Here is a 25557-nt window from a genome sequence, read left to right as displayed (position 1 = left end):
TAACCATGTCTGAGAATTACGATTCGTCGAGTATTAAAGTACTAAAAGGATTAGACGCAGTAAGAAAGCGTCCTGGAATGTATATAGGGGACACCGATGATGGCACAGGCTTACACCATATGGTGTTTGAGGTCGTTGATAACTCTATCGATGAAGCCTTAGCAGGTCACTGTGATGACATCTATGTCACAATTCATTTAGATGGTTCTGTCTCTGTTCGAGATAACGGCCGTGGTATTCCAACTTCAATTCATGAAGAAGAAGGCGTGTCAGCTGCTGAAGTAATTATGACTGTACTACATGCTGGTGGTAAGTTTGATGATAACTCATATAAAGTATCAGGCGGCTTACACGGTGTTGGTGTTTCAGTAGTAAATGCGCTTTCAGAAAAATTAAAGCTAACGGTTCGTCGTGAAGGCAAGCTACATGAGCAATTTTACACTATGGGTGTTCCTGATGCGCCACTAGCTGTAATTGGCGAATCAGAAACCACAGGTACTGAACTTCGTTTTTGGCCAAGTGGTGAGACTTTCACAAACTTAGATTTCCATTACGATATTTTAGCTAAGCGCTTACGCGAGTTATCATTCCTGAATTCAGGTGTGAGTATTATTTTAAATGATGAACGCGAAGAAAATAAAACTGACCACTTTAAATATGAAGGGGGTATTCGTGCCTTCGTTGAGTATTTAAACCGTAATAAAACACCTATTCATAAAGGTGTATTCCACTTTACTCATGAACGTGAAGAAGATGGTATTAGCGTTGAAGTATCAATGCAGTGGAATGATGCTTACCAAGAAAACATTTACTGTTTTACAAACAACATTCCACAACGTGATGGTGGTACTCACTTAGCCGGTTTTAGATCTGCGCTAACTCGTACACTTAACAACTATATGGAAAAAGAAGGCTTTAACAAAAAAGCTAAAACAACCAGTAATGCAACAGGCGATGATGCCCGTGAAGGCTTAACTGCAGTTGTTAGTGTTAAAGTTCCTGATCCTAAGTTCTCATCACAAACCAAAGATAAGCTAGTTTCAAGCGAAGTTAAATCAGCTGTAGAACAAGCAATGGCTGAGAAATTCACTGAATTCTTATTAGAAAATCCAGTAGATGCAAAAATAGTTGTTGGTAAAATCATTGATGCTTCTCGTGCTCGTGAAGCGGCGCGTAAAGCCCGTGAAATGACTCGTCGTAAAGGCGCAATGGACTTAGCAGGTTTACCTGGTAAGTTAGCGGATTGCCAAGAAAAAGATCCAGCCCTGTCTGAACTATATATAGTGGAAGGGGACTCTGCTGGCGGATCAGCTAAGCAGGGTCGTAACCGTAAGAATCAAGCGATTCTTCCGCTTAAAGGTAAAATACTAAACGTAGAGAAAGCGCGTTTTGATAAGATGTTATCTTCACAAGAAGTTGCCACGTTAATTACAGCCCTTGGTTGTGGTATTGGTCGCGATGAGTATAACCCTGAAAAATTACGCTATCACCGCATCATTATCATGACCGATGCTGACGTCGATGGTTCGCACATTCGTACGTTACTATTGACCTTTTTCTACCGTCAAATGCCAGAAATAGTTGAACGTGGTTATATCTATATTGCTCAACCACCACTTTATAAAGTGAAAAAAGGTAAACAAGAGCGCTATATTAAAGATGATCCAGCACTTGTCGAATACCTAACTTCATTAGCATTAAATGGTGCCGCACTTTATACCGGTGCTGATGCATCTGCACTTGAAGGTGAAGCTTTAGAGGCTATCGTTCATGATTATCAAAACACCGTTAAAGTTATTGAACGCTTAAAACGTAAATACCCGAATACGGTGATGGAACGTTTGATCTATCAAACAGAGCTAAACGAAACTGATTTAGCCGATGAAGCTAAAGTAATCGAGTGGACCAAAACGTTAGTCGATGACTTAGTCGCACGTGATGAAGATGCAACTATCTTCGCTGCTGCAACAGAGCATGATACTGAGCGTAACTTATATTACCCAGTTATCAATATTCGCCAACACGGTGTTGATAAGGCACACGTACTGAGCCATGATTTTATCTCTTCACGTGATTATAAACGCATCGCAGTAACTGGTACTAACATTGCCAATATCTTAAGTGAAGGTGCTTATATTCAACGTGGTGAGAAGACACTAGCTGTTGATAACTTTGTGGATGCATTGGAATGGTTGATCGCAGAATCTAAGCGTGGGCTATATATCCAGCGCTATAAAGGGCTAGGTGAGATGAATCCAAGTCAGCTGTGGGAAACTACCATGGATCCTTCAGCGCGTCGCATGTTACAAGTAACCATTGAAGATGCTGTTGGTGCAGACCAATTATTCGCAACCTTGATGGGTGACCAAGTTGAGCCGCGTCGTGAGTTCATAGAAACGAATGCACTACGTGTAGTTAACTTAGACGTATAATTAAATTATAGTAATTACAAAAAAGGAGCCTTAGGCTCCTTTTTTATTTTCTCAATTGCACAAACTGCTTAAAACATGACTACGCACAAGGTATACTGAAGGTAATTTTCACGCTACATCACAGCAGATACTAAAAGCCAAATATGCAAAAATATGACGTTAAAACCTTTCAAGGTTTGATCCTGGCTTTACAGGATTACTGGGCACAGCAAGGCTGTGTCATTATTCAGCCACTTGATATGGAAGTTGGTGCAGGCACATTTCATCCGCAAACATTTTTAAAGTCTATTGGTCCTGAACCAATGTCGAGCGCGTATGTGCAACCATGTCGTCGTCCTACCGATGGCCGTTATGGTGAGAATCCAAATCGCCTGCAACATTACTACCAGTTCCAAGTCGTATTAAAACCATCACCAGATAACATCCAGGAGCTATATTTAGGCTCATTAGCGGCTGTTGGCATTGATACCCTTACTGACGAAGTACGCTTCGTTGAAGACAACTGGGAATCACCTACGCTAGGCGCATGGGGTCTTGGTTGGGAGATCTGGTTAAACGGTATGGAAGTAACCCAGTTTACCTACTTCCAACAAGTAGGGGGCTTAGAGTGCTCTCCTGTTACTGGTGAGATCACTTATGGTCTTGAGCGTTTAGCTATGTACATTCAAGGCGTAGATAGCATCTACGATCTAGTATGGGCTGATGGCCCAATGGGCCGTGTTACTTACGGTGATGTATTCCATCAGAACGAAGTTGAGCAATCAACTTATAACTTTGAGCATGCAAATGTTGACGATTTATTTGCCCAGTTTGATAAATGCGAAGCTGAGAGCCAAAAGCTAATTGAAGCAAGCTTACCATTACCTGCTTATGAGCAAGTAATGAAAGCATCACACGCATTTAACTTATTGGATGCACGTCATGCTATTTCGGTGACAGAGCGCCAGCGTTATATCTTGCGCGTTCGTGCATTATCTAAAGCGTGTGCACAAAGTTATTATGACAAACGCGAAGCGCTTGGTTTCCCGTTGTGTAAGGATAAGTAAGCATGTCAGCACAAAATTTATTAGTAGAAATTGGCACCGAAGAGTTGCCACCAAAATCATTACGTAAACTTGCCGAAGCATTTGCTGCAAATCTAACTGCAGAGCTTGAGAGCCTAGAGCTTAATCACCAAGGCGTAAGCTGGTATGCATCTCCTCGTCGTTTAGGTTTACAAGTAACAGCACTTGAAGCTCAGCAACAAGACAAAGAAGTAGAAAAACGTGGCCCTGCAACGAAGGCTGCATTTGATGCCGATGGCAAGCCGACCAAAGCTGCAATGGGTTGGGCTCGTGGTTGTGGTATTGAAGTAAGTGAAGCGCAAACACTCGAGACCGATAAAGGTGCATGGTTGTTACACATTGCTAAAGTAGCAGGCAAAGAAACCACAGCCTTGATGGCTGATGCGGTAAATAAAGCGTTAGCTAAACTTCCGATTCCTAAACCAATGCGTTGGGGGGCGAATAAAACACAATTTATTCGTCCTGTTCATACCGCAACTATTTTGTTTGGCGATCAGCTAATTGAAGGCGAAGTCCTTGGTAAAGCAGTGGGTAACCAACTGCAAGGCCATCGTTTTCATCATCCAGAAAAAATCACAATCAAACACGCTGATGATGTTTTTGAGGTGCTTAAGTCTGCACATGTTGTTGCTGATTACCAGCAGCGTAAAGCACAAATTCGTAGCCAAATCGAAGCTGCAGCAACAGCCGTTAATGCAGTAGTAGCTATGGATGAAGATTTACTTGAAGAAGTAACTTCATTGGTTGAATGGCCAGTAACACTTACTGCAACATTTGAAGAAGCGTTTTTAGATGTACCAGCCGAAGCGCTGATCTACACTATGAAAGACGATCAAAAATACTTCCCATTACTTGATCAAGACGGCAAGCTACTTAATAAGTTTTTGTTTGTTTCAAACATCGAAAGTAAAAACCCAAGCGTAGTTATTGCTGGTAACGAGAAAGTAGTGCGCCCGCGTTTAGCTGATGCGCAGTTCTTCTTTGAAACAGATAAAAAGAAAACTCTTGAAAGCCGTTTAGAATCACTTAATAGCGTATTGTTCCAACAGCAATTGGGTACGCTTAAAGATAAGTCAGAGCGTATTAGTGAACTTGCTGGTTACATTGCTGAGCAATTAGGTGCAGATAAAACACTTGCTAAGCGTGCTGGTTTATTAAGTAAAACCGATCTAATGACCGAAATGGTAATGGAGTTTACTGACGTACAAGGTGTGATGGGGATGCACTATGCACGCCATGACGGTGAAGCCGAAGATGTTGCCATTGCCCAAAACGAGCAATACATGCCGCGTTTTGCCGGTGATAATTTACCTACAAACTTAATTAGCTGCGCGGTAGCGATTGCCGATAAGTTCGATACACTAGTAGGTATTTTTGGTATTGGCCAAGCACCAAAAGGTGATAAAGATCCGTTTGCGCTTCGTCGTGCAGCCATTGGTGCGCTGCGTATCATGGTAGAAAAAGAACTACCACTTGATATTTTAGATCTAGTCGCAAAATCACAAACCCTGTTTGGCGATAAGCTAACTAACTTAAATGTATCAGCCGATGTATTTGAATTTATGCTAGGGCGCTTCCGCGCTTGGTATCAAGACGAAGGCATTGAAGTAGACGTTATTCAAGCAGTACTAGTGCGTCGCCCAACTAAGCCTGTTGATTTTGACCGTCGTGTTAAAGCGGTTAGTCACTTCCGTACATTAGACGCCGCAGAAGCGCTTGCAGCAGCTAATAAACGGGTAAGTAATATTCTGGCTAAAAATGATATTACAACGCAAGGCACTGTTGACGAGAGCTTATTAAACGATGATGCCGAAAAGGCATTAGCGGCACAAGTTGCTAAGTTTGCCACTGAATTAGCGCCGTTATACGCCGCTGGCGACTATCAAGAAGCGCTTGCCCAGCTTGCTGGTATTCGTGAAAGTGTTGATAACTTCTTCGACAACGTGATGGTAATGGCAGACGATGAAGCCGTTAAGCAAAACCGTTTAGCATTACTAAGTCAACTGAGTGGTCTATTTTTAGATATTGCTGATATTTCTGTATTACAGAAATAAATTCAGCTTCGCTTAAAAAGCCAGCAGCTATGCTGGCTTTTTAGTATTAGAGGGAATACCTATGAAACGTATATTAACAGTGGCTCTAGTTACTTTATTGAGTGCTTGTTCGAGCCAAATACAAATGCCAGATCTTAGCGATGTACTGCCAGGCCAAGAACTTGACCGTACAATGTACCTCCGCGGCGACTTCAATTTATGGGATGCAGAAAAGCAATATGAATTTACTCAAGTCGCGCCTGCGCTTTATCAAGCACAAGTAAAGTTTTCAACACCGGGTAAAGTGTATGAATTTAAAATTGCCGATATGGATTGGAGCGCAGGTTATAATTGCGGATTCAGTGAACAAGATCCAACCGGTCAATCTCTGACGTTAGGGCAAAGCGTCAAAGCAGATTGCAATACTACCTATAATTACTTTAGCTTCACTCCTGCAATTAAAGGCAGCTACATCGTTAGTATCGATTATCATAATAACGATCAGCCAAAAGTAACAATAACAAAGAAGTGAGAGTAGAGATTTAGGTTTGAGTACACTGATTATATTTACAAAAGTAATTACATCCTGTTAATATTGTTATTGATTTTTTGCGTTAATCGTAGTCAATCATTTTTGAGTATTATATCAAAACTTCTTTTAAATCTATAAAGAGCTCGATATCACTATACTCTGCTCGTTTATATGAATAAAAAAAATTAAAATAGGATTACAGATGTTAAAAACTACAGTAACAGCAGTTGTTTTAGCGGGGGCTTTTATAGCTGCTCCATTACAGGCTAAAGAGGGCGTTAACCCTTGGCAGGATTGTGGTATCGGCGCAATGATATTCCCAGAGAATGGAACCGCAGCAGCAATTTCAAATATTATTTGGGATTTAGGTACTACAGCAGTATCTTCAAATATATCATCTGTAGGTAGCTGTGAAGGCGCAGGTGCAAAAACAGCTCTATTTATTCAACAAACATTCCCTGTACTTGAGCAAGAAATTGCTGAAGGTGAAGGTGAGTATGTTACTGCAATGTTAAATGTGCGTGGTTGTGACGCTAGTTCTCATGGTCAAATTGTAAATGCTATCCGTAGCGATTTTGCGACTAAACCTGCTCAAGACCCTCAAGCATTATATGCAATTGTTGAAAGCAAAGTGACAACACAGTTTGCAGCTACTTGCCCAGTTATTTAACTGTTAATAGAGTAGGTGTCAGCACCTACTCATACTTATGACTACAATCAAATACTTACCAGCACTAGCACTGTTTGCTACGTTTTCATCTTATTCATCTAGCTCACTTTCCGAGCATCCAACCTGGTTGAAATTAGGGCATTATAAAAACGCATCAGCTCCTCAAAGTTATATTGAGAGTGATTCATTTTTTATCTCAAAAAATGGCAAAAATAACCCTTCATCCGAGTTAAAAGCAACGATTGATGCATTTAATAAAGACGCACAAATGCAATGCAAATATCCTGCTAGATATCAGTGGTTACTATCACAAGGGCTTGAATTCTCAGAGCCAAAGGTTGAATGCATCGAACTTATAGAGTGGAGAGATAAACAACCGATTCACTCTGTAAGTTTAGTCTTTGCTTCAGGGTATATGAGTAATCCGGCTTCGCTTTATGGTCATATGCTTTTAAAGCTAAATAGATCAACGCCAGAGCACAATAAGTTACTAGATTATAGCTTAAATTATGGCGCACTAGTTCCTGATAATGAAAACGGTTTGGTCTATATTACGAAAGGGCTATTTGGCGGTTACGAGGCCGGTTTTTCTGATCAACTATTTTACCGTCATCAACATAACTATGGTGAAATAGAGCTGAGAGATATATGGGAATATAAGCTTAACTTTAGCCAAGAAGACGTCCTCTTTTTAACTAATCATTTATGGGAAATTATGGGGGCTAAGTATTCTTACTATTTTGCGGATGAAAACTGTGCATTTCATATCGCAAGGGTTGTTGAATTAATTATAGGGGAGCAGTTAACGAATGAGCTTTCGCCTTGGGTTATTCCTGCGACTATTTTTTCTCGCTTAAATAGTGCTCAATATAATAACGAAAAGCTAGTAAAACAGATTGAGTTTACTCCTTCAAGAAGTAGTGTTTTTCATCAATATGAAAACAATCTTTCAGCGAAAGACTCCAAGCTGGCTTTAGCTATTTATCATTCGCAAAATATACTTTTTGAGCCGACATTTACAAATCTAGATGTGGTAACTAAAAAACGAATTATTGAAACTCTTTTTGAGTTTGTTCAGTTGCAACAAATAAAAAAATATGATGTTGAACACATTGAAAAGTTAAAAAAAGCTCTTATTAAAGCTCGTTTAGTCCTACCTCCAGGTAAAGAAACCTCTTTTATTAATTATGATAAACATGCACCGCATTCAGCTCAGAAACCCTCAAATATATCTATTTCTTCGACTGTGTATAAAAATGAACAAAGTCTAAATTTAGGTTTCAGATTAAGTTATTTTGATTCATTAGCTTCTGATATTGCCAGAGTTCCTTACTCTAATTTAGAGATGTTGGATGTTGAAGTTGCTTTATTTGATTCGCAGTTATATCTAGAAAAATTACATCTTTTAGATCTAGAATCATTTAACCCAGCCTATAGCCAGTGGCCAAATGAAGGCGGTTGGGCATGGCAGATAAATGTAGGTTATGAAAGAAATCGCAGCCAGTGCTTTAGTTGCTCAAGTACATTTGCCATGGCAGGAGTTGGAAAGTCATGGTTATTAAATGCTAATCAGTCGCTAGTGTACGGTATGATTAATGGTTATGCTGGTGAATTACAAAGCACCCAACAATGGCTGGATACTTCAATAGAGCTAGGATTTTTAACGACTGTAACTTCTAATTTAAAACTAAGAACATCAATTGAGAAGTTTTATCACCAACAGTTAAGCGGTATTGCAACTAACATCGAGCTATCAGTGCCTATCAATCAAGATTTCGATATACGATTTGGTTATAAACATGCAACAGAGTTTCAGTGGCAGCTGAAAATAAACTTTTACTGGGATTAATGAATGTTTTAATTATGGTTAATTATTGATTTATAGCCCTTTTTTCACTAAATATCGATACGGTACTGCATCCACTTCCTTTTCTAACAATGTGTGATCCATAAAGCGGCAGAAACTGGGGATATCACGGGTGGTGGATGGGTCGTCGGCAATAATTAATAAAGTTTCGCCATTTTCCATTTTACGTACCGCGCTTCTGATCATCATTACAGGCTCCGGACAGCGTAGGCCAATGGCATCTAATTGGTGATCGGGATTCTCAAAACTCATTGCATAACCTTTACTGTTTATTTAGCGCTTAACGATTAGTTTAAGGCTGCTAGTTTAACGACCTCAGCCTGATAAATAAAGTCACTTCACTTGTGCTTATAAAGCGACATAACTTAGCTGCAAAAAATTAATTATAAAAAAGCCGCGTTGATTTAATCAACGCGGCTTTTTATCACCAAGGTATTACTTAATACATTTTATTAATCTTGCACACGTTCAAATACCGTTGCGATGCCTTGGCCTAAACCAATACACATAGTGGCTAAACCATAGCGTGCATTTTTATCTTCCATCAAGTGGATTAACGAGGTGCTAATACGTGAACCAGAACAACCCAAAGGATGACCCAGAGCGATAGCGCCGCCGTTTAAATTCACTTTTTCATCAACTACATCAGCAAGACCTAGGTCTTTTAATACTGGTAGTGATTGTGCTGCGAATGCTTCGTTAAGCTCGGCAACATCGATATCATCAATAGTGATACCGGCTTGTGCTAATGCTTTTTTACTTGCTGGTACTGGGCCGTAACCCATGATTGATGGATCGCAACCTGCAACCGCCATGGCTTTAACACGTGCACGAATTGGTAAGCCTAGAGCTTTGGCTTTTTCTTCGCTCATTACTAACATAGCAGATGCGCCGTCAGAAAGAGCTGAAGACGTACCGGCAGTGACTGAGCCAGATGCAGGGTTAAATACTGGGCGAAGCTGTGATAAGCCTTCTACAGTTGTTTCTGGACGAATTACTTCGTCATCTTCAACTAAAATCAGTGAACCATCTGCGTCATGACCTTCCATTGCGAGGATTTCGCGGCGGAAACGTCCTTCAACCGTTGCTGCATGAGCTCGTTGATGTGAGCGGTATGCAAATTGGTCTTGCTGCTCACGGGTAATACCGTGAATAGTTGCAAGGTACTCTGCGGTTAAGCCCATTGAGCCAGATGCTTGTGCAATTGAAGTTGCTAAGCCTGGGTGAAAGTCGTTACCGTGGGTCATTGGCACATGACCCATGTGCTCAACACCACCAATGATGTAGGTATCACCAGCGCCAGTCATGATTGCGCGAGCAGCATCGTGTAATGCTTGCATTGATGATCCACATAAGCGGTTTACTGTTACCGCTGGCACTGTGTGAGGAATGCCGGCAAGTAATGCGGCATTACGAGCAACGTTAAAACCTTGCTCTAAAGTTTGTTGTACACAACCCCAATAGATATCGTCAATCGATGCTGGATCAACGGCTGGGTTGCGATCAAGTAAGCCCTTCATTAAGTGGGCGCTTAAATCTTCGGCACGCTTATGTTTAAATACACCGTTTTTTGAACGGCCCATTGGCGTGCGGATACAATCTACAATTACTGGAGTATTCATGGTCTTATCCTTCCACCTTATAGAAAATACGGCCTTCTTCAGCCCATTTGCGAGTTTGTTCAGATACTTGGTAAATCGCACCTAGATGAGCGTATTTGTCAGCTGTTGCAACAAAGTTAGCTAGTCCAGTTTGATCTAAGTAACGGAACGCGCCGCCTCTAAATGGAGGGAAACCAATACCATAAATAAGTGCCATATCAGCTTCTTGTGGAGAAGCAACAATGTTTTCTTGTAAACACAGTAGCACTTCGTTGATCATTGGTATCATACAACGGTCGATAATTTCTTGTTTATCAAACTCTTTCGGTGCATCAGTGATTGCACTAAGTAGCTCAACTGCTTGTGGATCTTGAGCTTTTTTCAAGCGACCGCGACGATCCGGAGCATACTGGTAGAAACCCGCCTTGTTCTTTTGACCAAAACGCTTTTCGTTAGCGAATATTGTTACCGGATCTTTTTCGGCACGTGACATGCGCTCAGGGAAACCATCTGCCATCACGCCAGTACAGTGGTAAGCCGTATCAATACCAACAACATCAAGTAAGTATGCAGGACCCATAGGCCAGCCAAATACGTTTTCCATTACTTTATCTACTTTGGCAAAATCAGCGCCTTCAACAACTAACTTACTAAAGCCGGCAAAGTATGGGAATAATACACGGTTTACAAAGAATCCTGGGCAATCGTTAACAACGATAGGTGATTTACCTAACTTTAAGGCGTAATCAACAACAGCGTTAATAGTTTGCTCTGAGGTTTTCTCACCGCGAATAATTTCTACCAGTGGCATTTTTGGTACTGGGTTAAAGAAGTGCATACCACAGAAATTTTCAGGTTTTTCAAGAGCCGTGGCTAATTCATCAATACGAATAGTTGATGTGTTAGACGTTAGGATAGTGCCTGCAGGCATGTCTTTTTCAAGACCGGCTAAAACGGCTTGTTTAACTTTAGGGTTTTCGACAACTGCTTCAACAATGATATCAGCGCTTTGTAAATCGCTATCATTAAGAGTTGGTTTGATTTTACCTAACGTTGCTACCATTTTGTCCATCGCCATATGGCCGCGTTGAACTTTTTGACCTAATAGCTTAGATGCTTCACCCATACCTAAATCAAGCGCATCCTGTTGGATGTCTTTCATTATAATAGGTGTTCCTTTATAAGCTGACTGGTAAGCGATACCGCCACCCATAATGCCAGCACCAAGTACTGCAGCTTGTTTAATTACTACATCACTAGTTTTAGCTTGCTTGCGCGCTTTACCTTTGATGTATTGATCTGCTAAGAAAATACCCGTTTGGGCTGCCGCTTCTGGGGTGCGTGCTAATTTAGCAAAGTTGGCATTTTCAATCGCCATTGCTTCGGCGCGTTCACAGTTTGCTGCTGCTTTAATAGTGCGAACTGCCATAATAGGAGCAGGATAGTGGCCTTTGGTTTTACCCATAACCATACCTTCAGCCATTGCAAAGCTCATACCTTGCTCAACACGGTTCAATTTAAGTGGTTGTAATTTTACTTGTCGCTTAGCTTGCCAATCTAGTTTTCCAGAGATAGCTAATTCAAGCGTTGAAATTCCTGACTCTATAAGTTTGTCAGCACTAACTACAGCGTCAACAGCACCTACTTTTAAAGCATCAGCTGCGCGGTTTTCGGCACCAGAGGTGATCCAAAGCATCGCATTATCAGCACCAACAATGCGTGGTAAGCGAACTGTGCCGCCAAATCCAGGCATGATGCCAAGTTTTACTTCTGGTAGGCCAATTTTAGCATCAGTGCTAGCAACACGATAATCGGTAGCGAGTACCCACTCACAACCACCACCAAGTGCTAAGCCATTGATAGCGCTTAAAGTTGGGAATGGTAAATCTTCTAGCGCGTCAAAAACATCAGTGGCATCTTTGATCCACGTTACTAATTCAGCTTCTGGTTTAGTAAAGGTAGGTAAAAACTCGAAAATATCGGCGCCAATAATAAAGTGTTCTTTATCACTGGTAAAAATCATGCCTTTGATATCACTGTTTGCGGCTAATTCTTTTAATGCAGAGGCGCAATCTTTCAAGGTTTGCTGAGACAAAGTGTTTACAGAACCTGCAACACAAAATTTGAACTCGGCGATATTATCCTTGATGAAAGCAACTTCAAAGGAATCGCTTTTATATAACATTATTATTCTCCCTAGTTAGTGAACTAAGACTGGTACGATGAGTTTGCATTTCAATCAGTGTGCTTGCTTTAAATTAAAAATGCAACGAAAAATTTACTGTGGTGTCTTACTACTGGTTAAAATATAGCTTGTTTGGTGCTAAGGTGTAGGCGAAGTGTTTGTCTTTTATTTACCTTTGAATATTTAAGGTCATCATGAAAAAACAATTTTTAAGTGTAACGGCAGCAGCATTATTATTTCCTTTATTTTCTGCCTACGCTAATACGGAGCATGACGCATTTTTAGATGCTGAAAAAAAAGTCAAATATGCTAGTTATCAAGAGTTTAAGGAAGTCGTTGCACAGCTAGACCATCCATTAAAGCCTTATGTAGAGCAACTCTATTGGCAGCGCCATCCTGATATTGAGCATCAATCTGAAATAGAGCGTTATTTAACTATTTATCAAAGTACGCCTTTAGAGTGGCCGGTGCGCAAAGCATGGCTGCAGAATTTACAAAAGCAAAACCGCAAAGCTGCTTTTATTAATAATTATCGCGAGACTACAAATAGTGAGCTGACTTGCACTTACCTGCAGTATCAGCTTGATTTAGGGGCGCCGGAACAAGCGATAATGAGTCAAGTAACAAATTTATGGACTGTCGGGAAATCACAGCCAGAAGAATGCGATTCACTATTTAATGTTTGGCGTAAAAAAGGTTATATGAGCCAAGAGCAAATATGGCAACGCATTACGTTATCGGCACAAGGTGGCTCGCAAAGTTTACTGCCATACTTAAAAACCTTATTACCGAAAAATGAGCAATACTTGGCTGACTTTTACCGAAAAGTTCGCAGTGATCCCAGTGCAGTAGCAGGAATGTACCGCTATAAGCATAAAACAGTTAAAGAAAGTGAAATTGCACACTATGGAATTAAACGCTTAATTTGGCGAGATAAAACCTTGGCACTTAAGGCGTGGGAAAAGTTAGACAAAATGTTTAACTATTCTGACGAGCAAAAGGCTGATGTTTACTATAGTTTTGCTTTAGCGCTGGCATCAAGTGGCCACCCTGAGGCGCGTTTTTGGTTGAGTAAAGTGCCCAAAGATCGCCAAGATCGTAAATTAATGCAATGGCAGTTAGGCAATATGCTAAAAACCCAAGATTGGTCGGGCATTGTGGCGTTTTTTACAGGTAAAGAAAATCTTAGTCTGGGTCAGCAATATTGGTTAGCGTATAGTTTAGAACAACGAGGTGATACACAGCGTGCTAAAGCTATTTGGCAAATAGTCGCAAAAGAGCGTGATTATTATGGATTTTTGGCTGCTGCGCGGTTGGGTTTACCTATTGAGCTCAATAATCAACCATTGTTAGTGAGCGACAAATTAATGCATGAGGTGGCTAATGCCCCTGGTTTTAAACGTGCTAAAGCGATGTATGAACTTGAGCGGTTTACTTCTGCTCGTCGCGAATGGAATTATTTAACAAGCACTTCTAGTGATGAAGAAAAGCTCGCGGCTTCAAAACTCGCAGCAGAATTAGATTGGTACGACAGTACTATTTATACTTTAGCGCAAATTAAGGCATGGGATTATGTAGAGTTACGTTTCCCATTTGCTTTTCAAGATTTATTTGAACGTTATAGTAAACGTAATCATATAGATGTTACTTGGAGCATTGCTATTTCGCGCCGTGAAAGCTCTTTTGCACCTGATGCACGTTCTCATGCTAATGCGCGTGGCTTAATGCAGCTATTACCAAGTACAGCAAAGTATGTCAATAAAAGTACTGTTTCAGGAAACCGTTTAAGTCAACCTAAGACCAATATACGTTTAGGTACAGAGTATTTAGAATACTTAAAAAAGAAAAACCATGGCAACGAAATACTAGCAACTGCCTCGTATAACGCCGGTTACCATAGAATCAGAAAGTGGCTACCAGATGAAGCCATACCTGCTGAATTATGGATCGAGCTTATCCCGTATCGTGAAACTCGGGAGTACGTAAAAAATGTGTTTGCATATCGTCAGGTTTATCACACGCGTTTAGGGCGCGAAGGAAATATATTGGCACCAATTTTGGATATGAAGATGGGTGGCTAAGGCACAAATGCTTTAGCGCATCTGCATTGGGGTTAAACAGGGTCTATGTTAGACTTGAAATAAGTTAAATTTAACAGATGGGTTTTCTATGGATAAATTAGCCGTTTTATATGCCGAACATATTGCAACACTGCAGCAGCGTACTCGTACTATTATTGAACGTGAAGGATTAGAAGGTTTAGTGATCCATTCTGGACAAGCTAAACGTCAGTTTTTAGACGATATGTATTATCCGTTTAAAGTTAACCCGCATTTTAAAGCTTGGTTACCGGTCATCGATAATCCACATTGTTGGATTGTTGTAAATGGCAGTGATAAGCCAAAACTAATTTTTTATCGCCCAGTCGACTTTTGGCACAAAGTGCCAGATGAGCCACGAGATTTTTGGGCTGATTACTTTGATATCGAGCTATTATTACAGCCTGATCAAGTTGAAAAACTATTACCGTACGATAAAGCGAAGTACGCTTATATCGGTGAATACCTAGAAGTAGCCCAAGCGCTAGGCTTTAGCATTATGAATCCAGAGCCGGTGCTCAATTACTTTAATTACCACCGCGCTTATAAAACTCAATACGAACTTGAATGCTTGCGCCAAGCTAACCGTATTGCGGTTGATGGTCATAAAGCGGCGCGTGATACCTTTTTTAACGGTGGCTCTGAATTTGATATTCAGCAAGCGTATTTAATGGCTACTCGCCAAAGCGAAAACGAAATGCCGTATGGCAATATTGTTGCGCTTAACGAAAATTGCGCTATTTTGCACTACACTCATTTTGAGCCTCAAGCCCCAAAGGCACATCATTCGTTCTTAATTGATGCTGGCGCTAACTTTCATGGCTATGCTGCAGATATAACTCGTACTTATGATTTTAAAAAGTCGGGCGAGTTTGCCGAATTAATTGCCGCAATGACACAACATCAAATTGCATTGGGTAAAGCATTGAAACCAGGCTTGTTATACGGTGAACTGCACTTAGATTGCCATCAACGTATTGCTCAGGTGCTTAGTGATTTTAATATTGTTAAGTTACCAGCTGCTGAGATCGTTGAGCGCGGTATTACGTCTACTTTCTTCCCGCATGGACTTGGTCATCATCTTGGTTTACAAGTACATGATATGGGTGGTTTTATGGCTGATGAAAAGGGTACGCATCAAGCCCCACCTGAAGGTCATCCATTCTTGCGTTGTACGCGCTTGATTGAGAAAAACCAAGTATTCACGATTGAACCTGGTTTGTACTTTATCGACTCATTACTTGGCGATTTAGCGCAAACTGACAACAAACAGTTTATTAACTGGGAAAAGGTTGAAGCGTTTAAACCATTTGGTGGTATTCGTATCGAGGACAATATTATTGTTCACGAAGATAGCTTAGAAAATATGACCCGTGATTTATCGTTAGATTAATTATCAGGTGTTAAAAGTTGGGGCCATATGGCCCCATTTTTTGCTTCATTATTTGGGTTTATCAAAGAATGTCAGAATATAAGTACCCAGCAGCAACCGTTTTTCATCAAGAAGAAATAAAAAAAAGCACCTTTATTGTGCATATCGCTCATACGCCAGATTTAGCCTCGGCAAAAGCGTTTATCCGTGAGATTGAAAGTAAATACAGTGATGCTCGTCATAACTGTTGGGCGCATGTTGCAGGCAATCCAGGTGGTAGTCATGTGTATGGTTTCTCTGATGATGGTGAACCAAATGGTACGGCAGGAAAGCCTATGCTTAATGTGTTAATGGGCTCTGGGCTTGGAGAAATCACTGCTGTGGTTACTCGTTACTTTGGCGGTATAAAATTAGGCACTGGCGGATTAGTCAGAGCATATGGTGGCTCGCTAAATAATGCCTTGGCACATTTAACAACCACATTAAAAGTTCCTAGTGTTGAGCTGGTGGGCTGTAGTGATTACAGCACGCAAGGAGCGATAGAGCAGTTACTAAAAACGCAATATCAAGTACTTAACATAGAAAAGCAATTTACTGCTAATATTGAATGGGTTATCACTATAGATAGCCGCCAAGCCACACAAGCCATAAAAGATATTTATGATTTGAGTCATGGCGCGGTTGAGTTAAGTATTAAAGAGTAAGACAATAGCATTCACGCACTAATCATTACTTAATAAAAAAGCGATAGCTCAATGCAATTTCGTACCATCATAAAAATTCTCGGCCAATTGGTTGTACTGTTTAGTATCACTATGGTGCCGCCGGCAATTGTATCGCTCATTTATAAAGATGGTGGTGGTGTGCCATTTGTCCTCGCATTTATATTCAGTGTAATTATTGGCTTAATTGCTTACTACCCTAACCGCCATGAGCATGGGGATTTGAAAGCACGCGAAGGCTTTTTAATTGTGGTGCTATTTTGGTTAGTTCTAGGGGCATTCGCATCCTTACCGCTGATTTTTTTACAAGAACCTAATTTATCTTTAGCGGATGCGGTATTTGAAGCGTTCTCAGGTTTAACGACTACAGGGGCAACTGTGCTCACGGGCATTGAGTATCTTCCTAAATCGGTATTATTTTATCGTCAGCAATTACAATGGTTTGGCGGTATGGGGATAATCGTACTTGCGGTTGCGATACTACCAATGCTTGGTGTGGGTGGTATGCAGCTGTATCGAGCTGAAATTCCCGGGCCTGTTAAAGACTCCAAAATGACGCCACGTATTGCCGATACCGCAAAACATCTTTGGTATATTTATGTGTCGTTAACTACGGCGTGTACTTTGGCATATTGGGCTGCCGGAATGAATTGGTTTGATGCCATTTGTCATTCATTTTCTACAGTTGCAATAGGCGGATTCTCTACTTACGATGCTTCTATGGGACACTTTGACAGTCCATTAATCAACTTTATTTGCGTGATATTTCTAATCATCGCTGCCGTTAATTTCACCTTGCATTACGCGGCTGTTTCGAGTCGAAATCTCAGGGTGTATATCCGCGACCCTGAGTTTAAAGTGTTTTTGTTTATTCAACTAGCGCTGGTGATTGTGTGTTTTACGGTACTGTCGTCCAATAATATATATGCAAACGGTGACGAAACGCTCGATCAGGCATTATTTCAAGCGGTATCAATTAGTACTACTGCGGGTTTTGCCACCGATAATTTTTCAGCATGGCCGTTGTTCTTGCCTATTTTACTGATATTTTCGAGCTTTATTGGTGGTTGTGCGGGTTCAACCGGCGGCGGTATGAAAGTAGTTCGGGTGTTTTTGCTTTATCTGCAAGGAATACGTGAGCTTAATCGATTAGTGCATCCTCGTGCTATTTACTCTATTAAACTTGGTCGTAAGGCATTACCAGATAAAGTAGTTGAAGCCGTATGGGGATTTTTCTCTGCTTATGCGTTGGTATTTGTCATTATTATGTTAGCGTTAATGGGGACCGGTATGGATAACATAACGGCGTTCTCAGCCACCGCAGCTTGCTTAAATAACCTCGGCCCTGGTTTGGGGGATGTTGCGTCGCATTATGGCGCTATTAGTGATGGCGCTAAATGGCTATTAACCATTGCGATGGTGTTTGGGCGATTAGAGATATTCACCTTATTAGTGTTGTTTACACCGACCTTCTGGCGTGGTTAATTTGTATAAAAGCGATTACTTGTACAAGATGATTTATTTGTAGTTGGAAAGGAAATGGCAAAAACAAGACAACAATTAAACTTAGAAAACCTTGCCTATATTAGTGCTGGTAGCATTGTTGATGTCGAAATCTTAACACCCACAGCCAGCAAACGAGTTAAAACTGAATTTGTTGGTTTATTGCATGAGCGTTTTGTGATCTTAAATTACCCCTCAGCAAAGCGTTTAGGTAACGCGGGGGAATATTTAAAAGATGGTGTTGTGGTGATCGTCAGAGCGGTGCTTGAAAGCGGTGGTGGGCAAGTTATAGCATTTCGTCAGCAGGTTATGTCAGTGTCGTCGCACCCGGCACGGCTTATTTATTTAAACTTCCCAACTGAAGTGCAATTATTTAGTTTACGATCACAAACTCGTATTCCCACATTATTAGCTGCAAAAATAAAGTTTAATGACGAACGCGAGATGCAAGGAGTTATTAAAGATATCTCAGTAACTGGGGTGATGTTTGATGTAAAAAGCAAAGCTGATCTCAGTGAATTAAAGAATACTCAGTGTCATATTATGCTCGATAAAAATAATAAAGGTGTTACTGAGTTTAGCGGACAAATATGCAGTGTTAAAAGCCATGCCACTAGCGCGCAGTTTGGTATTCAACTAACGGCAAGTGAAGACGAGATGAAAACTTTCATGAAAGACCACTTTATTGACCTTTCAGTGCTTGAGCCGCTGGTGTAAATTTGTGCATATTCGCTATTTTGCGACAAAATAGCGGATATACCGTAACCTACCTTAAAGAACTCTAAATTTATTTTTATTGTTATTAATTATCAGTAACATAGATTTTTTATTTATTTCAGTTGCTAGTTTTCAGCTGGTTAATTTCAGCGCCTGTCACTTTTCTTGCCTATAAAAATATAAATACGAACACTGTAAGTACTGATCTGTGTCTTTTCTATTAAACCTAATCAATTGATTTTTATAAACTATATTTTATAGGTGGTTTACGTGTTGCTAAAAAGCAACAAAAAACACCGTAAATAGCCAGTCAAAAGTAAAATTTATTTTTAACGATTTGATTTTAAAGGTTTTTTAAAATGTGGCACCGAAGTTGTAATAGTCTAGTTGTACAGAACGAAAATGTGATTAGCACATCGTTCGAAACCATAAACATTGAAGGAATATTTATTATGAACACATTAAATAAAACGTTGGCACTTATTGCTCTAGCATCTTCTTCAGCCGCATTTGCTGCAACAGACTTTGACACATTAGATGTTGATGGTAATGGCGCAATTAGCCAAAGTGAAGCTTCAGTTGATGCTGAGCTTATGAGCCAATTTGCAGAGCTTGATAGCGACGGTAACGGCGAGCTTTCAAAAGCAGAGTTTTCAAAAGCTTAATGTCGCTTTTTGACAGGGAAAAATGAAAAGGACTTCGTAACACACTATTAATCATCTCAGGTGAAAGGAGATAACCAATGAACATACTAAATAAAGCGATAGTACTTATTGCATTAACCTCTTCATCAGCAGCATTTGCCTTTGAGGCGTTAGACTTCGATACCCTTGATGTTGATGAAAATGGTGTGATCAGTCAAGTTGAAGCCGCAGAAGATGCTGAGCTTTTAAATAGATTTGCAGAGCGTGATACTGACCAAAACGGTGAGTTATCAAAAGAAGAGTTTTCAAAAGCTTAATAACCTAATACTGAGTTTATCCTGAGTTGCCAAAGACAACCTAAGTGGGCAGGGAACCCATGATAAAGGATAACAAGGAAGACTTTACTCGCATTGAAAACCAGTATTGAGACAAATTTTTTGATAGTACATTGAAGGAATATTAATTATGAACACATTAAATAAAACATTAGCACTTATCGCACTGGCATCTTCATCAGCGGCGTTTGCTGCTACCGATTTTGATACGCTAGATGTTGATGGCAACGGCGCAATCAGCCAAAGTGAAGCATCGGTTGATGCTGAGCTTATGAGTAAATTTGCAGAGCTTGATACAGACGGTAACGGTGAGCTCTCAAAAGCTGAGTTCGCAAAGGCCTAATTATAGCTTCCGCCTACAAGGAATTTTAAAAGGACTTTTACATTGATTACGTTCAAAAGCAGCCAATACCCCCGGGCTGCTTTTTTTATGCCTGTGTGCTTCCTGTGCGGTTAAGTATATTATTTACAACATAAATACATCAGCTTATTATCGTGGTATTAATTTATACATGGAAGTTGCTAATGTTAGAGATTATTAGTTTATATTCAGCACTAAGCGCGAGTATATGGATTGTTGCTGGGGTGTATATCGCTGGTAGGTGTTATCCAAACTATAGTCATGCAAAGCAATTTTGCAGCGAGCTCGGTGCTGCTGGCAGTCCCACGGAAAAACTATCCCCGCTTATTAATAACTATCCTCTTGGATTACTATTTTGTTTATTTGGTTGGTATGTCGTACAACTGGAAAATACCGCTATATTAATTACGTTGGTCGGTTGGCTTGTCATGATTCATGGTGTGGGTACCTGGATTGCTGGTTACTTCCCTATGGATGCGGATCCTAATACTAAAAACCCTACTTTGAGTTGCCAAATACATTCTTGGGCTGGCTTGGTAATGCTGCTGTCTTTGCTGATTGCGCCAATTTTTGTTGCTGTAAGTTCATATACCAGTATTTCATTTCGGCTTTTTTCAATTTTGTGTGTGTGTATTGCCTGTTACTTTTTAGTTTTGTTGACGCAAGCATTTAAGCAAAAAGGCAGTGTAGGCACTTATCAACGATTAGCTTATGGTGTGCAGTTGTTGTGGTTGAGTGCATTTTCGTTGGTGCTGTAATTTAATTTTAGATTTCAACAGTAAGTGTTGCTTTGTAAAACGCTTAAGCAAAGATGAATTAGATATTGAATGACGGAGATTAGGCTTAGTGAAAAGTGTTAGCTATACCGTGGAACTGAGCTGTCCATCTTTAGAAGAATTTTGTTTATTAAGAGAGAAAGTCGGTTGGGGTAAAGTTAACGCTGATCTGGCGAATACTAGTTTAAACAACTCGTTATTTCATGTAGTGATCCGACAGGAGGGGCTACTTGTTGGTATGGGTCGTGTAATAGGTGATGGTGGTTTATTTTTTTATATCCAAGATGTTGTTGTCGATCCTGACTTTCAAAGGCAAGGTATTGGTGCGTTGATTAAGGATAATATAGAAATGTATTTGGCTGGGGCAGCAAAAAAAGATGCAACCATCGGACTGCTCTCAGCCAAAGGTAAAGAATCTTTTTATGCTCGTTACGGATATTTTAGTAGGCCGGATAAAATTCTGGGCTGTGGGATGTGTAAATTTACTTAGGATGAAAAATTTCAATGTCTGAATATGTAGCAAGTGTTGTGTGGTCTCGCCAAGCAGAAGAGTTGTTTATCGATAATAAATATAGCCGAGGTCACTTGTGGCAATTTGATGGTGGGGCAACTATTGCTGCATCCTCCTCACCGCATATCGTGCCACTGCCATATTCTGTGGCAGAAAGTGTCGACCCCGAAGAGGCATTTATTGCGTCATTGTCGAGCTGCCATATGTTATTTTTCTTATCTATTGCGGCAAAAAATAAGTTTATAGTTGATAGCTATCAAGATGATGCCGTTGGTTTGATGCAGCGCGCTAGTGATGGGCGTATGTCGATGACTCAAGTAACTTTAAAACCATGTGTGAAGTTTGCCGAAAATGAGCAACCTAGTGCAGAGCAATTAGAAGAAATGCATCACCAGGCTCATGAGTTATGTTTTATCGCCAATTCGGTGAAAACACATATTGTGATTGAAATTGTTGGTGCTTAATTAAATTGTAAGAATACCTAGAGCAGTTAAAACTGCAATATCGTTGCTATTGTTTCGCATAATGGCAACAAAACACGAATTTTCATAAACTAACTGCGTTTTTATTTTTTACTTACCAAAATAAATTTAATTTCTCCTTACAATTCAGATTGTTAATTTATGAAAAAAATTTAATTTTTATCAGTTAAAGTTGCTGTTCAGTTGCGGTTAGGGTACTCATCTTTGAAAAAAACACTATTATCAGCATAGTTTCTCGAGTTGTGTCATTTTTATAACTATTAACCATTTGATTTGTATGGTTTTATAGGTTAACGCATAAATCTTGTTGCTAAACTGCAACAGAATAGTCCTTCTAAATTCCACGAAAACATCAAAATAAAATATAACCTCATGATTTTTAATGATAATAAATTGTTGGCACCGAAGTTGTAATACTCTAGTTGTCTTGAACGAAACGGTGATTATCACTTAAGTTCACAACCATAAACTTTGAAGGAATATTTATTATGAACACATTAAATAAAACATTAGCACTTATCGCATTAGCTTCTTCATCAGCAGCATTTGCAGGTACTGACTTTGACACCTTAGATGTTGATGGTAGCGGCACGATCAGCCAAAGCGAAGCGGCAGTTGATGCAAAATTAATGAGCCAGTTTGCTGAGTTAGATACTGATGGTAATGGTGAGCTTTCAAAAGCTGAGTTTTCTGAAGCGTAATCGCTTATTTTCACACAAGGATCTTTGCAAAGGACCTGCGCATTTGATTAAGCAAGCACACTAAATTTTGGAAGGAAGATAATTATGAACACATTAAATAAAACATTAGCACTTATCGCGTTGGCATCATCATCAGCTGCTTTTGCAGCAACTGACTTCGATACTCTTGATGTTGATGGCAATGGTGTAATCAGCCAACAAGAAGCATCTGCTGATGCGACTATTTCAGCTAAGTTTGCTGAGCTTGATACTGACCAAAACGGTGAGTTATCAAAAGAAGAATTTTCAAAAGCGTAATTTCAGTTTCCACAAACAGGGATCTCTGAAAAGGATTTCTTTCTTTTAAATTATTAGGAATAACACTATGAAACATATTAATACAGCACTTGCTATTTTTGCCTTAGCGGCTTCATCAACTGCGTTTGCAGCAGTTAGTTTTGACACATTTGATACTGATGGAGACGGCGTGATCAGCCAAAAAGAAGCATCAGTAAATGCACAATTAGTTGAAATTTTCTCTGATTTAGATACTGATAGCAATGGTGAATTGTCAAAAGAAGAGTTTGCCAGAGTACAATAAAACGTACAGCACAGTACCAAAAAAGCAGCTTCATTAAGCTGCTTTTTTGGTTAACTTGAATGGTTATAAGCTGTAGTCAAATTGCAGTGAAAATTTTCGCGGGTTACCATAGCGGTATTGATTATAAAAACCGATTTGGTTGTAATAAGTTTTATCAAATAAGTTATCAATATTTACGCTAACAGACACTTGTGAGTTAATTTGATAACTACTCATAAGGCTTGCGATGCCATAACTTGATTGCTCTACTTCAACTTGACCGTGAACTGGGTTTTTTACTTCATCATAGCTGCGACTTTGCCAGCGATAACCGCCACCGACTTTCAACCCTGTTAACAGGTGATCTAATTTATAAGTGGTAAATAACTTAAATTGATTTTTTGGGTTTGTGCTATTGAGGATGTCACCTTCGGGCGTTTCACCTTCGCTATAAGTGTAGCCAAAATAGCCATTCCAACTATCAGTAAATGCACCATTAAGTTCAAACTCAAGCCCTTGGGTGACCGTACCATCAATTGGTTGATAAATTGCCTGAAGAGTGTCTGGAATTGTTTCGCCAGTGTATTCGCCCACATTGTCTTGCTGAATTTCAAAACCCGATAGTGCAATGTCTAAACGCTCGTCCAATAATGAGGCCTTGATACCTAGCTCATAATTTTGACCTTGAATTGGGTCAAGGTAATTACCATTTTTATCGACGCGGCTTTGCGGGGTAAATATATCGGTGTAGTTAGCATAAAGTGCCCAATTATCTGCCAAGCTATAAGTAGCACCTAAATAATTGGTCAGCTCGTTATCTAATTTATAATCATGTTGGCTGCCAAAGTTATCTTGATTTGTTTGCCATTGATTTAATCGGCTTCCTAAAACCAATGAGAGTGAATTTGTTAGATTAAGTTGTGAAGCAAAGTACAAAGCATTTTGCTCTGTTGTGCCATAAGAGCCAAAGGCGGGTGTAGCTTGCCAAGTTGGTTTTGGGTAGTCATAGTTTGGGGCTGTAAAATCGCCGATGATTTCTGCCTCTTCTTGCCCCGGGAAGTAGGGGGTTGTAAAGTCTTGCTCTTGGCTATTGTAACCAAACATGACTTGGTGGCTTTGATTTAACCAGTTAAATCTACCGGTAAGCTCTATCTCGTAGGTGCGCTGAATCCGCTTGGCATCAATATAATTTACTGAACCGGGCATCATGCCTATATTCGTTTGTGAGTCAGGGTTACCTGTCGCCCAAAAAACATCGTAATGTAGGTCATTATTACCATATATATAGCTCGCACTTAGCTGCCAATTAGCATTGAAGTAATGATCAATACTCATAAAGCTATTCAATGCTTTAGTTTTTGAAGATGACCAATTTGGCGCTGTGGATGTTTCTCTATCATAGTTTGTTCGGGTGCCATCGCTATAAAAAATAGGTAGTCCACCCGACATCGTGCCTTTTGGGTCTGTGGTTTGCGTATCAACAGCAAAAGTTAATAGGGTACTATCAGTTAGGTCAGCTTCGATAATACCGTATAATGTGGTTTTTTCTTGGCTGAACCTGTCTTGATATGATTGCTGATCTTGATAGGCGAGTACGGCACGCGCACGCACGGTTTCACTGCTATTTAAACTACCCGATGCATCAACCACACCACGATAGTTTTGCCAAGAACCAACCGTTGCAGAAATATTTACTTGGTTATGCACAGTAGGGCGCTTACGTATTAAGTTAATTGCTGCTGATGGATTACCTGCACCGAGCATTAACCCTGTGGCACCACGGACAACTTCAATCCGCTCATAAATAGCAGTATCTGTTAAGTTATCGCCGTAATTAAATCGGGTATCATAAGTAGTTGCTATGCCATCATATAAAATACTGGTAACACTGATACCGCGCGCTGAAATTGAATATTTACCATTATCGGCCTCTCTTGCATTGATGCCGGTTACGCTGGTGATGGCTTCAATAGCACTATTTAATTGTTGATCGGCCATAAATTCACTGGTGATAGCGATAGCTGATTGCGGAGTTTGCAAGTGGCTGAGATCAAGCCCTGTTGCTGAGTTCATTGCACTGACTTTGTAGCCGCTATCTTGCTGGCCCACTATGGTTAGTTTTTCAATGTCGTTTTTAGCTTCGGCATTTGCATTTGTTGATAGTCCACACACAAGAATACCAATAACACTGCAATATGTAACACAAAGAGGGGTGTTTAAAGTTGGGTGTATCATTTGAAGAAATCCATTTATATTAAAAAATGTGAAATTAACTTCTCACAGAAAGAGAAAACGCTTGATTATCAAACAGCGTGAGAGTAATGGATTTGGGTACGGAAGTAAATGCTTTTGAGATTGATTTTCATTTGTGTTTATTGGGGTGGAAATTCA

At 40.0% G+C, this 25557-nt stretch carries 24 protein-coding genes; 20 read left to right on the top strand and 4 right to left on the bottom strand.

The window, feature by feature from the left end; all coding sequences use genetic code 11:
* Positions 1-5 precede the first annotated feature (5 nt).
* The 6 genes from gyrB to H5201_RS11895 all read left to right on the top strand — a co-directional run bounded on the left by gyrB (position 6) and on the right by H5201_RS11895 (position 8580).
* Positions 6-2432 carry a DNA topoisomerase (ATP-hydrolyzing) subunit B gene (gene gyrB, locus H5201_RS11920; protein WP_149983171.1) on the top strand — a complete coding sequence of 809 codons (2427 nt, stop codon included), beginning with the start codon at positions 6-8 and terminating at the stop codon, positions 2430-2432.
* A 143-nt stretch (positions 2433-2575) separates the two neighbouring features.
* Positions 2576-3478, top strand: a complete 903-nt coding sequence (glyQ, locus tag H5201_RS11915) for a glycine--tRNA ligase subunit alpha (RefSeq protein ID WP_145241722.1) — start codon at positions 2576-2578, stop codon at positions 3476-3478.
* Between the two features lie 2 nt (positions 3479-3480).
* Positions 3481-5550: a glycine--tRNA ligase subunit beta gene (gene glyS, locus H5201_RS11910; RefSeq protein WP_182767839.1), complete on the top strand. Its 2070-nt coding sequence runs from the start codon at positions 3481-3483 to the stop codon at positions 5548-5550.
* A 61-nt stretch (positions 5551-5611) separates the two neighbouring features.
* Positions 5612-6061 carry a hypothetical protein gene (locus tag H5201_RS11905; RefSeq protein ID WP_182718510.1) on the top strand — a complete coding sequence of 150 codons (450 nt, stop codon included), beginning with the start codon at positions 5612-5614 and terminating at the stop codon, positions 6059-6061.
* 202 nt (positions 6062-6263) lie between these two features.
* Complete coding sequence (locus H5201_RS11900) at positions 6264-6731, top strand: DUF3015 family protein (protein ID WP_149983174.1); 468 nt, start codon at positions 6264-6266, stop codon at positions 6729-6731.
* Positions 6732-6768: 37 nt separating this feature from the next.
* A complete protein-coding gene (locus tag H5201_RS11895; protein WP_182718509.1) occupies positions 6769-8580 on the top strand; it encodes a DUF4105 domain-containing protein in 1812 nt (603 codons plus the stop codon).
* A gap of 30 nt (positions 8581-8610) precedes the next feature.
* On the opposite strand, the gene tusA is transcribed toward H5201_RS11895, so the two are convergent.
* The 3 genes from tusA to fadB form a co-directional block, all read right to left on the bottom strand.
* Complete coding sequence (gene tusA, locus H5201_RS11890) at positions 8611-8850, bottom strand: sulfurtransferase TusA (RefSeq protein ID WP_182718508.1); 240 nt, start codon at positions 8848-8850, stop codon at positions 8611-8613.
* Between the two features lie 200 nt (positions 8851-9050).
* On the bottom strand, positions 9051-10220 hold the full coding sequence (gene fadA, locus H5201_RS11885; RefSeq protein ID WP_149983177.1) for an acetyl-CoA C-acyltransferase FadA: 1170 nt from the start codon (positions 10218-10220) through the stop codon (positions 9051-9053).
* Between the two features lie 4 nt (positions 10221-10224).
* Entirely contained in the window at positions 10225-12384 is a 2160-nt protein-coding gene (fadB, locus tag H5201_RS11880; protein WP_182740622.1) for a fatty acid oxidation complex subunit alpha FadB, read from the bottom strand.
* 194 nt (positions 12385-12578) lie between these two features.
* On the opposite strand from fadB, the gene H5201_RS11875 reads away from it, so the two are divergent.
* The 14 genes from H5201_RS11875 to H5201_RS11810 all read left to right on the top strand — a co-directional run bounded on the left by H5201_RS11875 (position 12579) and on the right by H5201_RS11810 (position 23187).
* Positions 12579-14465 (top strand): transglycosylase SLT domain-containing protein, encoded by a 1887-nt coding sequence (locus H5201_RS11875; RefSeq protein WP_182784637.1) that lies wholly within the window; start codon positions 12579-12581, stop codon positions 14463-14465.
* 88 nt (positions 14466-14553) lie between these two features.
* On the top strand, positions 14554-15876 hold the full coding sequence (gene pepQ / locus H5201_RS11870) for a Xaa-Pro dipeptidase (RefSeq protein ID WP_182740624.1): 1323 nt from the start codon (positions 14554-14556) through the stop codon (positions 15874-15876).
* Between the two features lie 68 nt (positions 15877-15944).
* Positions 15945-16559: a YigZ family protein gene (locus H5201_RS11865; protein WP_182740625.1), complete on the top strand. Its 615-nt coding sequence runs from the start codon at positions 15945-15947 to the stop codon at positions 16557-16559.
* A gap of 51 nt (positions 16560-16610) precedes the next feature.
* Positions 16611-18062, top strand: a complete 1452-nt coding sequence (locus tag H5201_RS11860; RefSeq protein ID WP_182718503.1) for a TrkH family potassium uptake protein — start codon at positions 16611-16613, stop codon at positions 18060-18062.
* Positions 18063-18116: 54 nt separating this feature from the next.
* Positions 18117-18797 (top strand): flagellar brake protein, encoded by a 681-nt coding sequence (locus H5201_RS11855; RefSeq protein ID WP_182740626.1) that lies wholly within the window; start codon positions 18117-18119, stop codon positions 18795-18797.
* Positions 18798-19249: 452 nt separating this feature from the next.
* The gene (locus H5201_RS11850; protein ID WP_182718501.1) at positions 19250-19462 is read left to right on the top strand and encodes a calmodulin; all 213 of its coding nucleotides are present in this window, start codon (positions 19250-19252) and stop codon (positions 19460-19462) included.
* A gap of 77 nt (positions 19463-19539) precedes the next feature.
* The gene (locus H5201_RS11845; protein WP_145241750.1) at positions 19540-19758 is read left to right on the top strand and encodes a calmodulin; all 219 of its coding nucleotides are present in this window, start codon (positions 19540-19542) and stop codon (positions 19756-19758) included.
* A 148-nt stretch (positions 19759-19906) separates the two neighbouring features.
* Positions 19907-20119, top strand: coding sequence for a calmodulin (locus tag H5201_RS11840; RefSeq protein WP_145241754.1), 213 nt, complete (start codon positions 19907-19909; stop codon positions 20117-20119).
* 182 nt (positions 20120-20301) lie between these two features.
* The gene (locus tag H5201_RS11835; RefSeq protein ID WP_182740627.1) at positions 20302-20895 is read left to right on the top strand and encodes a DUF998 domain-containing protein; all 594 of its coding nucleotides are present in this window, start codon (positions 20302-20304) and stop codon (positions 20893-20895) included.
* An 88-nt stretch (positions 20896-20983) separates the two neighbouring features.
* Positions 20984-21403, top strand: a complete 420-nt coding sequence (locus tag H5201_RS11830) for a GNAT family N-acetyltransferase (protein WP_310736237.1) — start codon at positions 20984-20986, stop codon at positions 21401-21403.
* A gap of 14 nt (positions 21404-21417) precedes the next feature.
* On the top strand, positions 21418-21888 hold the full coding sequence (locus tag H5201_RS11825; RefSeq protein WP_182718499.1) for an OsmC family protein: 471 nt from the start codon (positions 21418-21420) through the stop codon (positions 21886-21888).
* A gap of 506 nt (positions 21889-22394) precedes the next feature.
* Entirely contained in the window at positions 22395-22607 is a 213-nt protein-coding gene (locus tag H5201_RS11820) for a calmodulin (RefSeq protein WP_145241758.1), read from the top strand.
* Positions 22608-22691: 84 nt separating this feature from the next.
* Positions 22692-22904 (top strand): calmodulin, encoded by a 213-nt coding sequence (locus H5201_RS11815; protein ID WP_145241760.1) that lies wholly within the window; start codon positions 22692-22694, stop codon positions 22902-22904.
* Between the two features lie 67 nt (positions 22905-22971).
* The gene (locus tag H5201_RS11810) at positions 22972-23187 is read left to right on the top strand and encodes an EF-hand domain-containing protein (protein ID WP_182740628.1); all 216 of its coding nucleotides are present in this window, start codon (positions 22972-22974) and stop codon (positions 23185-23187) included.
* A gap of 63 nt (positions 23188-23250) precedes the next feature.
* On the opposite strand, the gene H5201_RS11805 is transcribed toward H5201_RS11810, so the two are convergent.
* The gene (locus H5201_RS11805; protein ID WP_259399464.1) at positions 23251-25401 is read right to left on the bottom strand and encodes a TonB-dependent siderophore receptor; all 2151 of its coding nucleotides are present in this window, start codon (positions 25399-25401) and stop codon (positions 23251-23253) included.
* Positions 25402-25557 lie beyond the last annotated feature (156 nt).

The sequence above is a fragment of the Pseudoalteromonas sp. SG43-6 genome, assembly GCF_014164365.1.
Lineage (GTDB): Bacteria > Pseudomonadota > Gammaproteobacteria > Enterobacterales > Alteromonadaceae > Pseudoalteromonas > Pseudoalteromonas rhizosphaerae.
The sequence above is the reverse complement of the archived record's forward strand: the minus strand, read 5'-3'. Positions and strand labels throughout refer to the sequence as shown.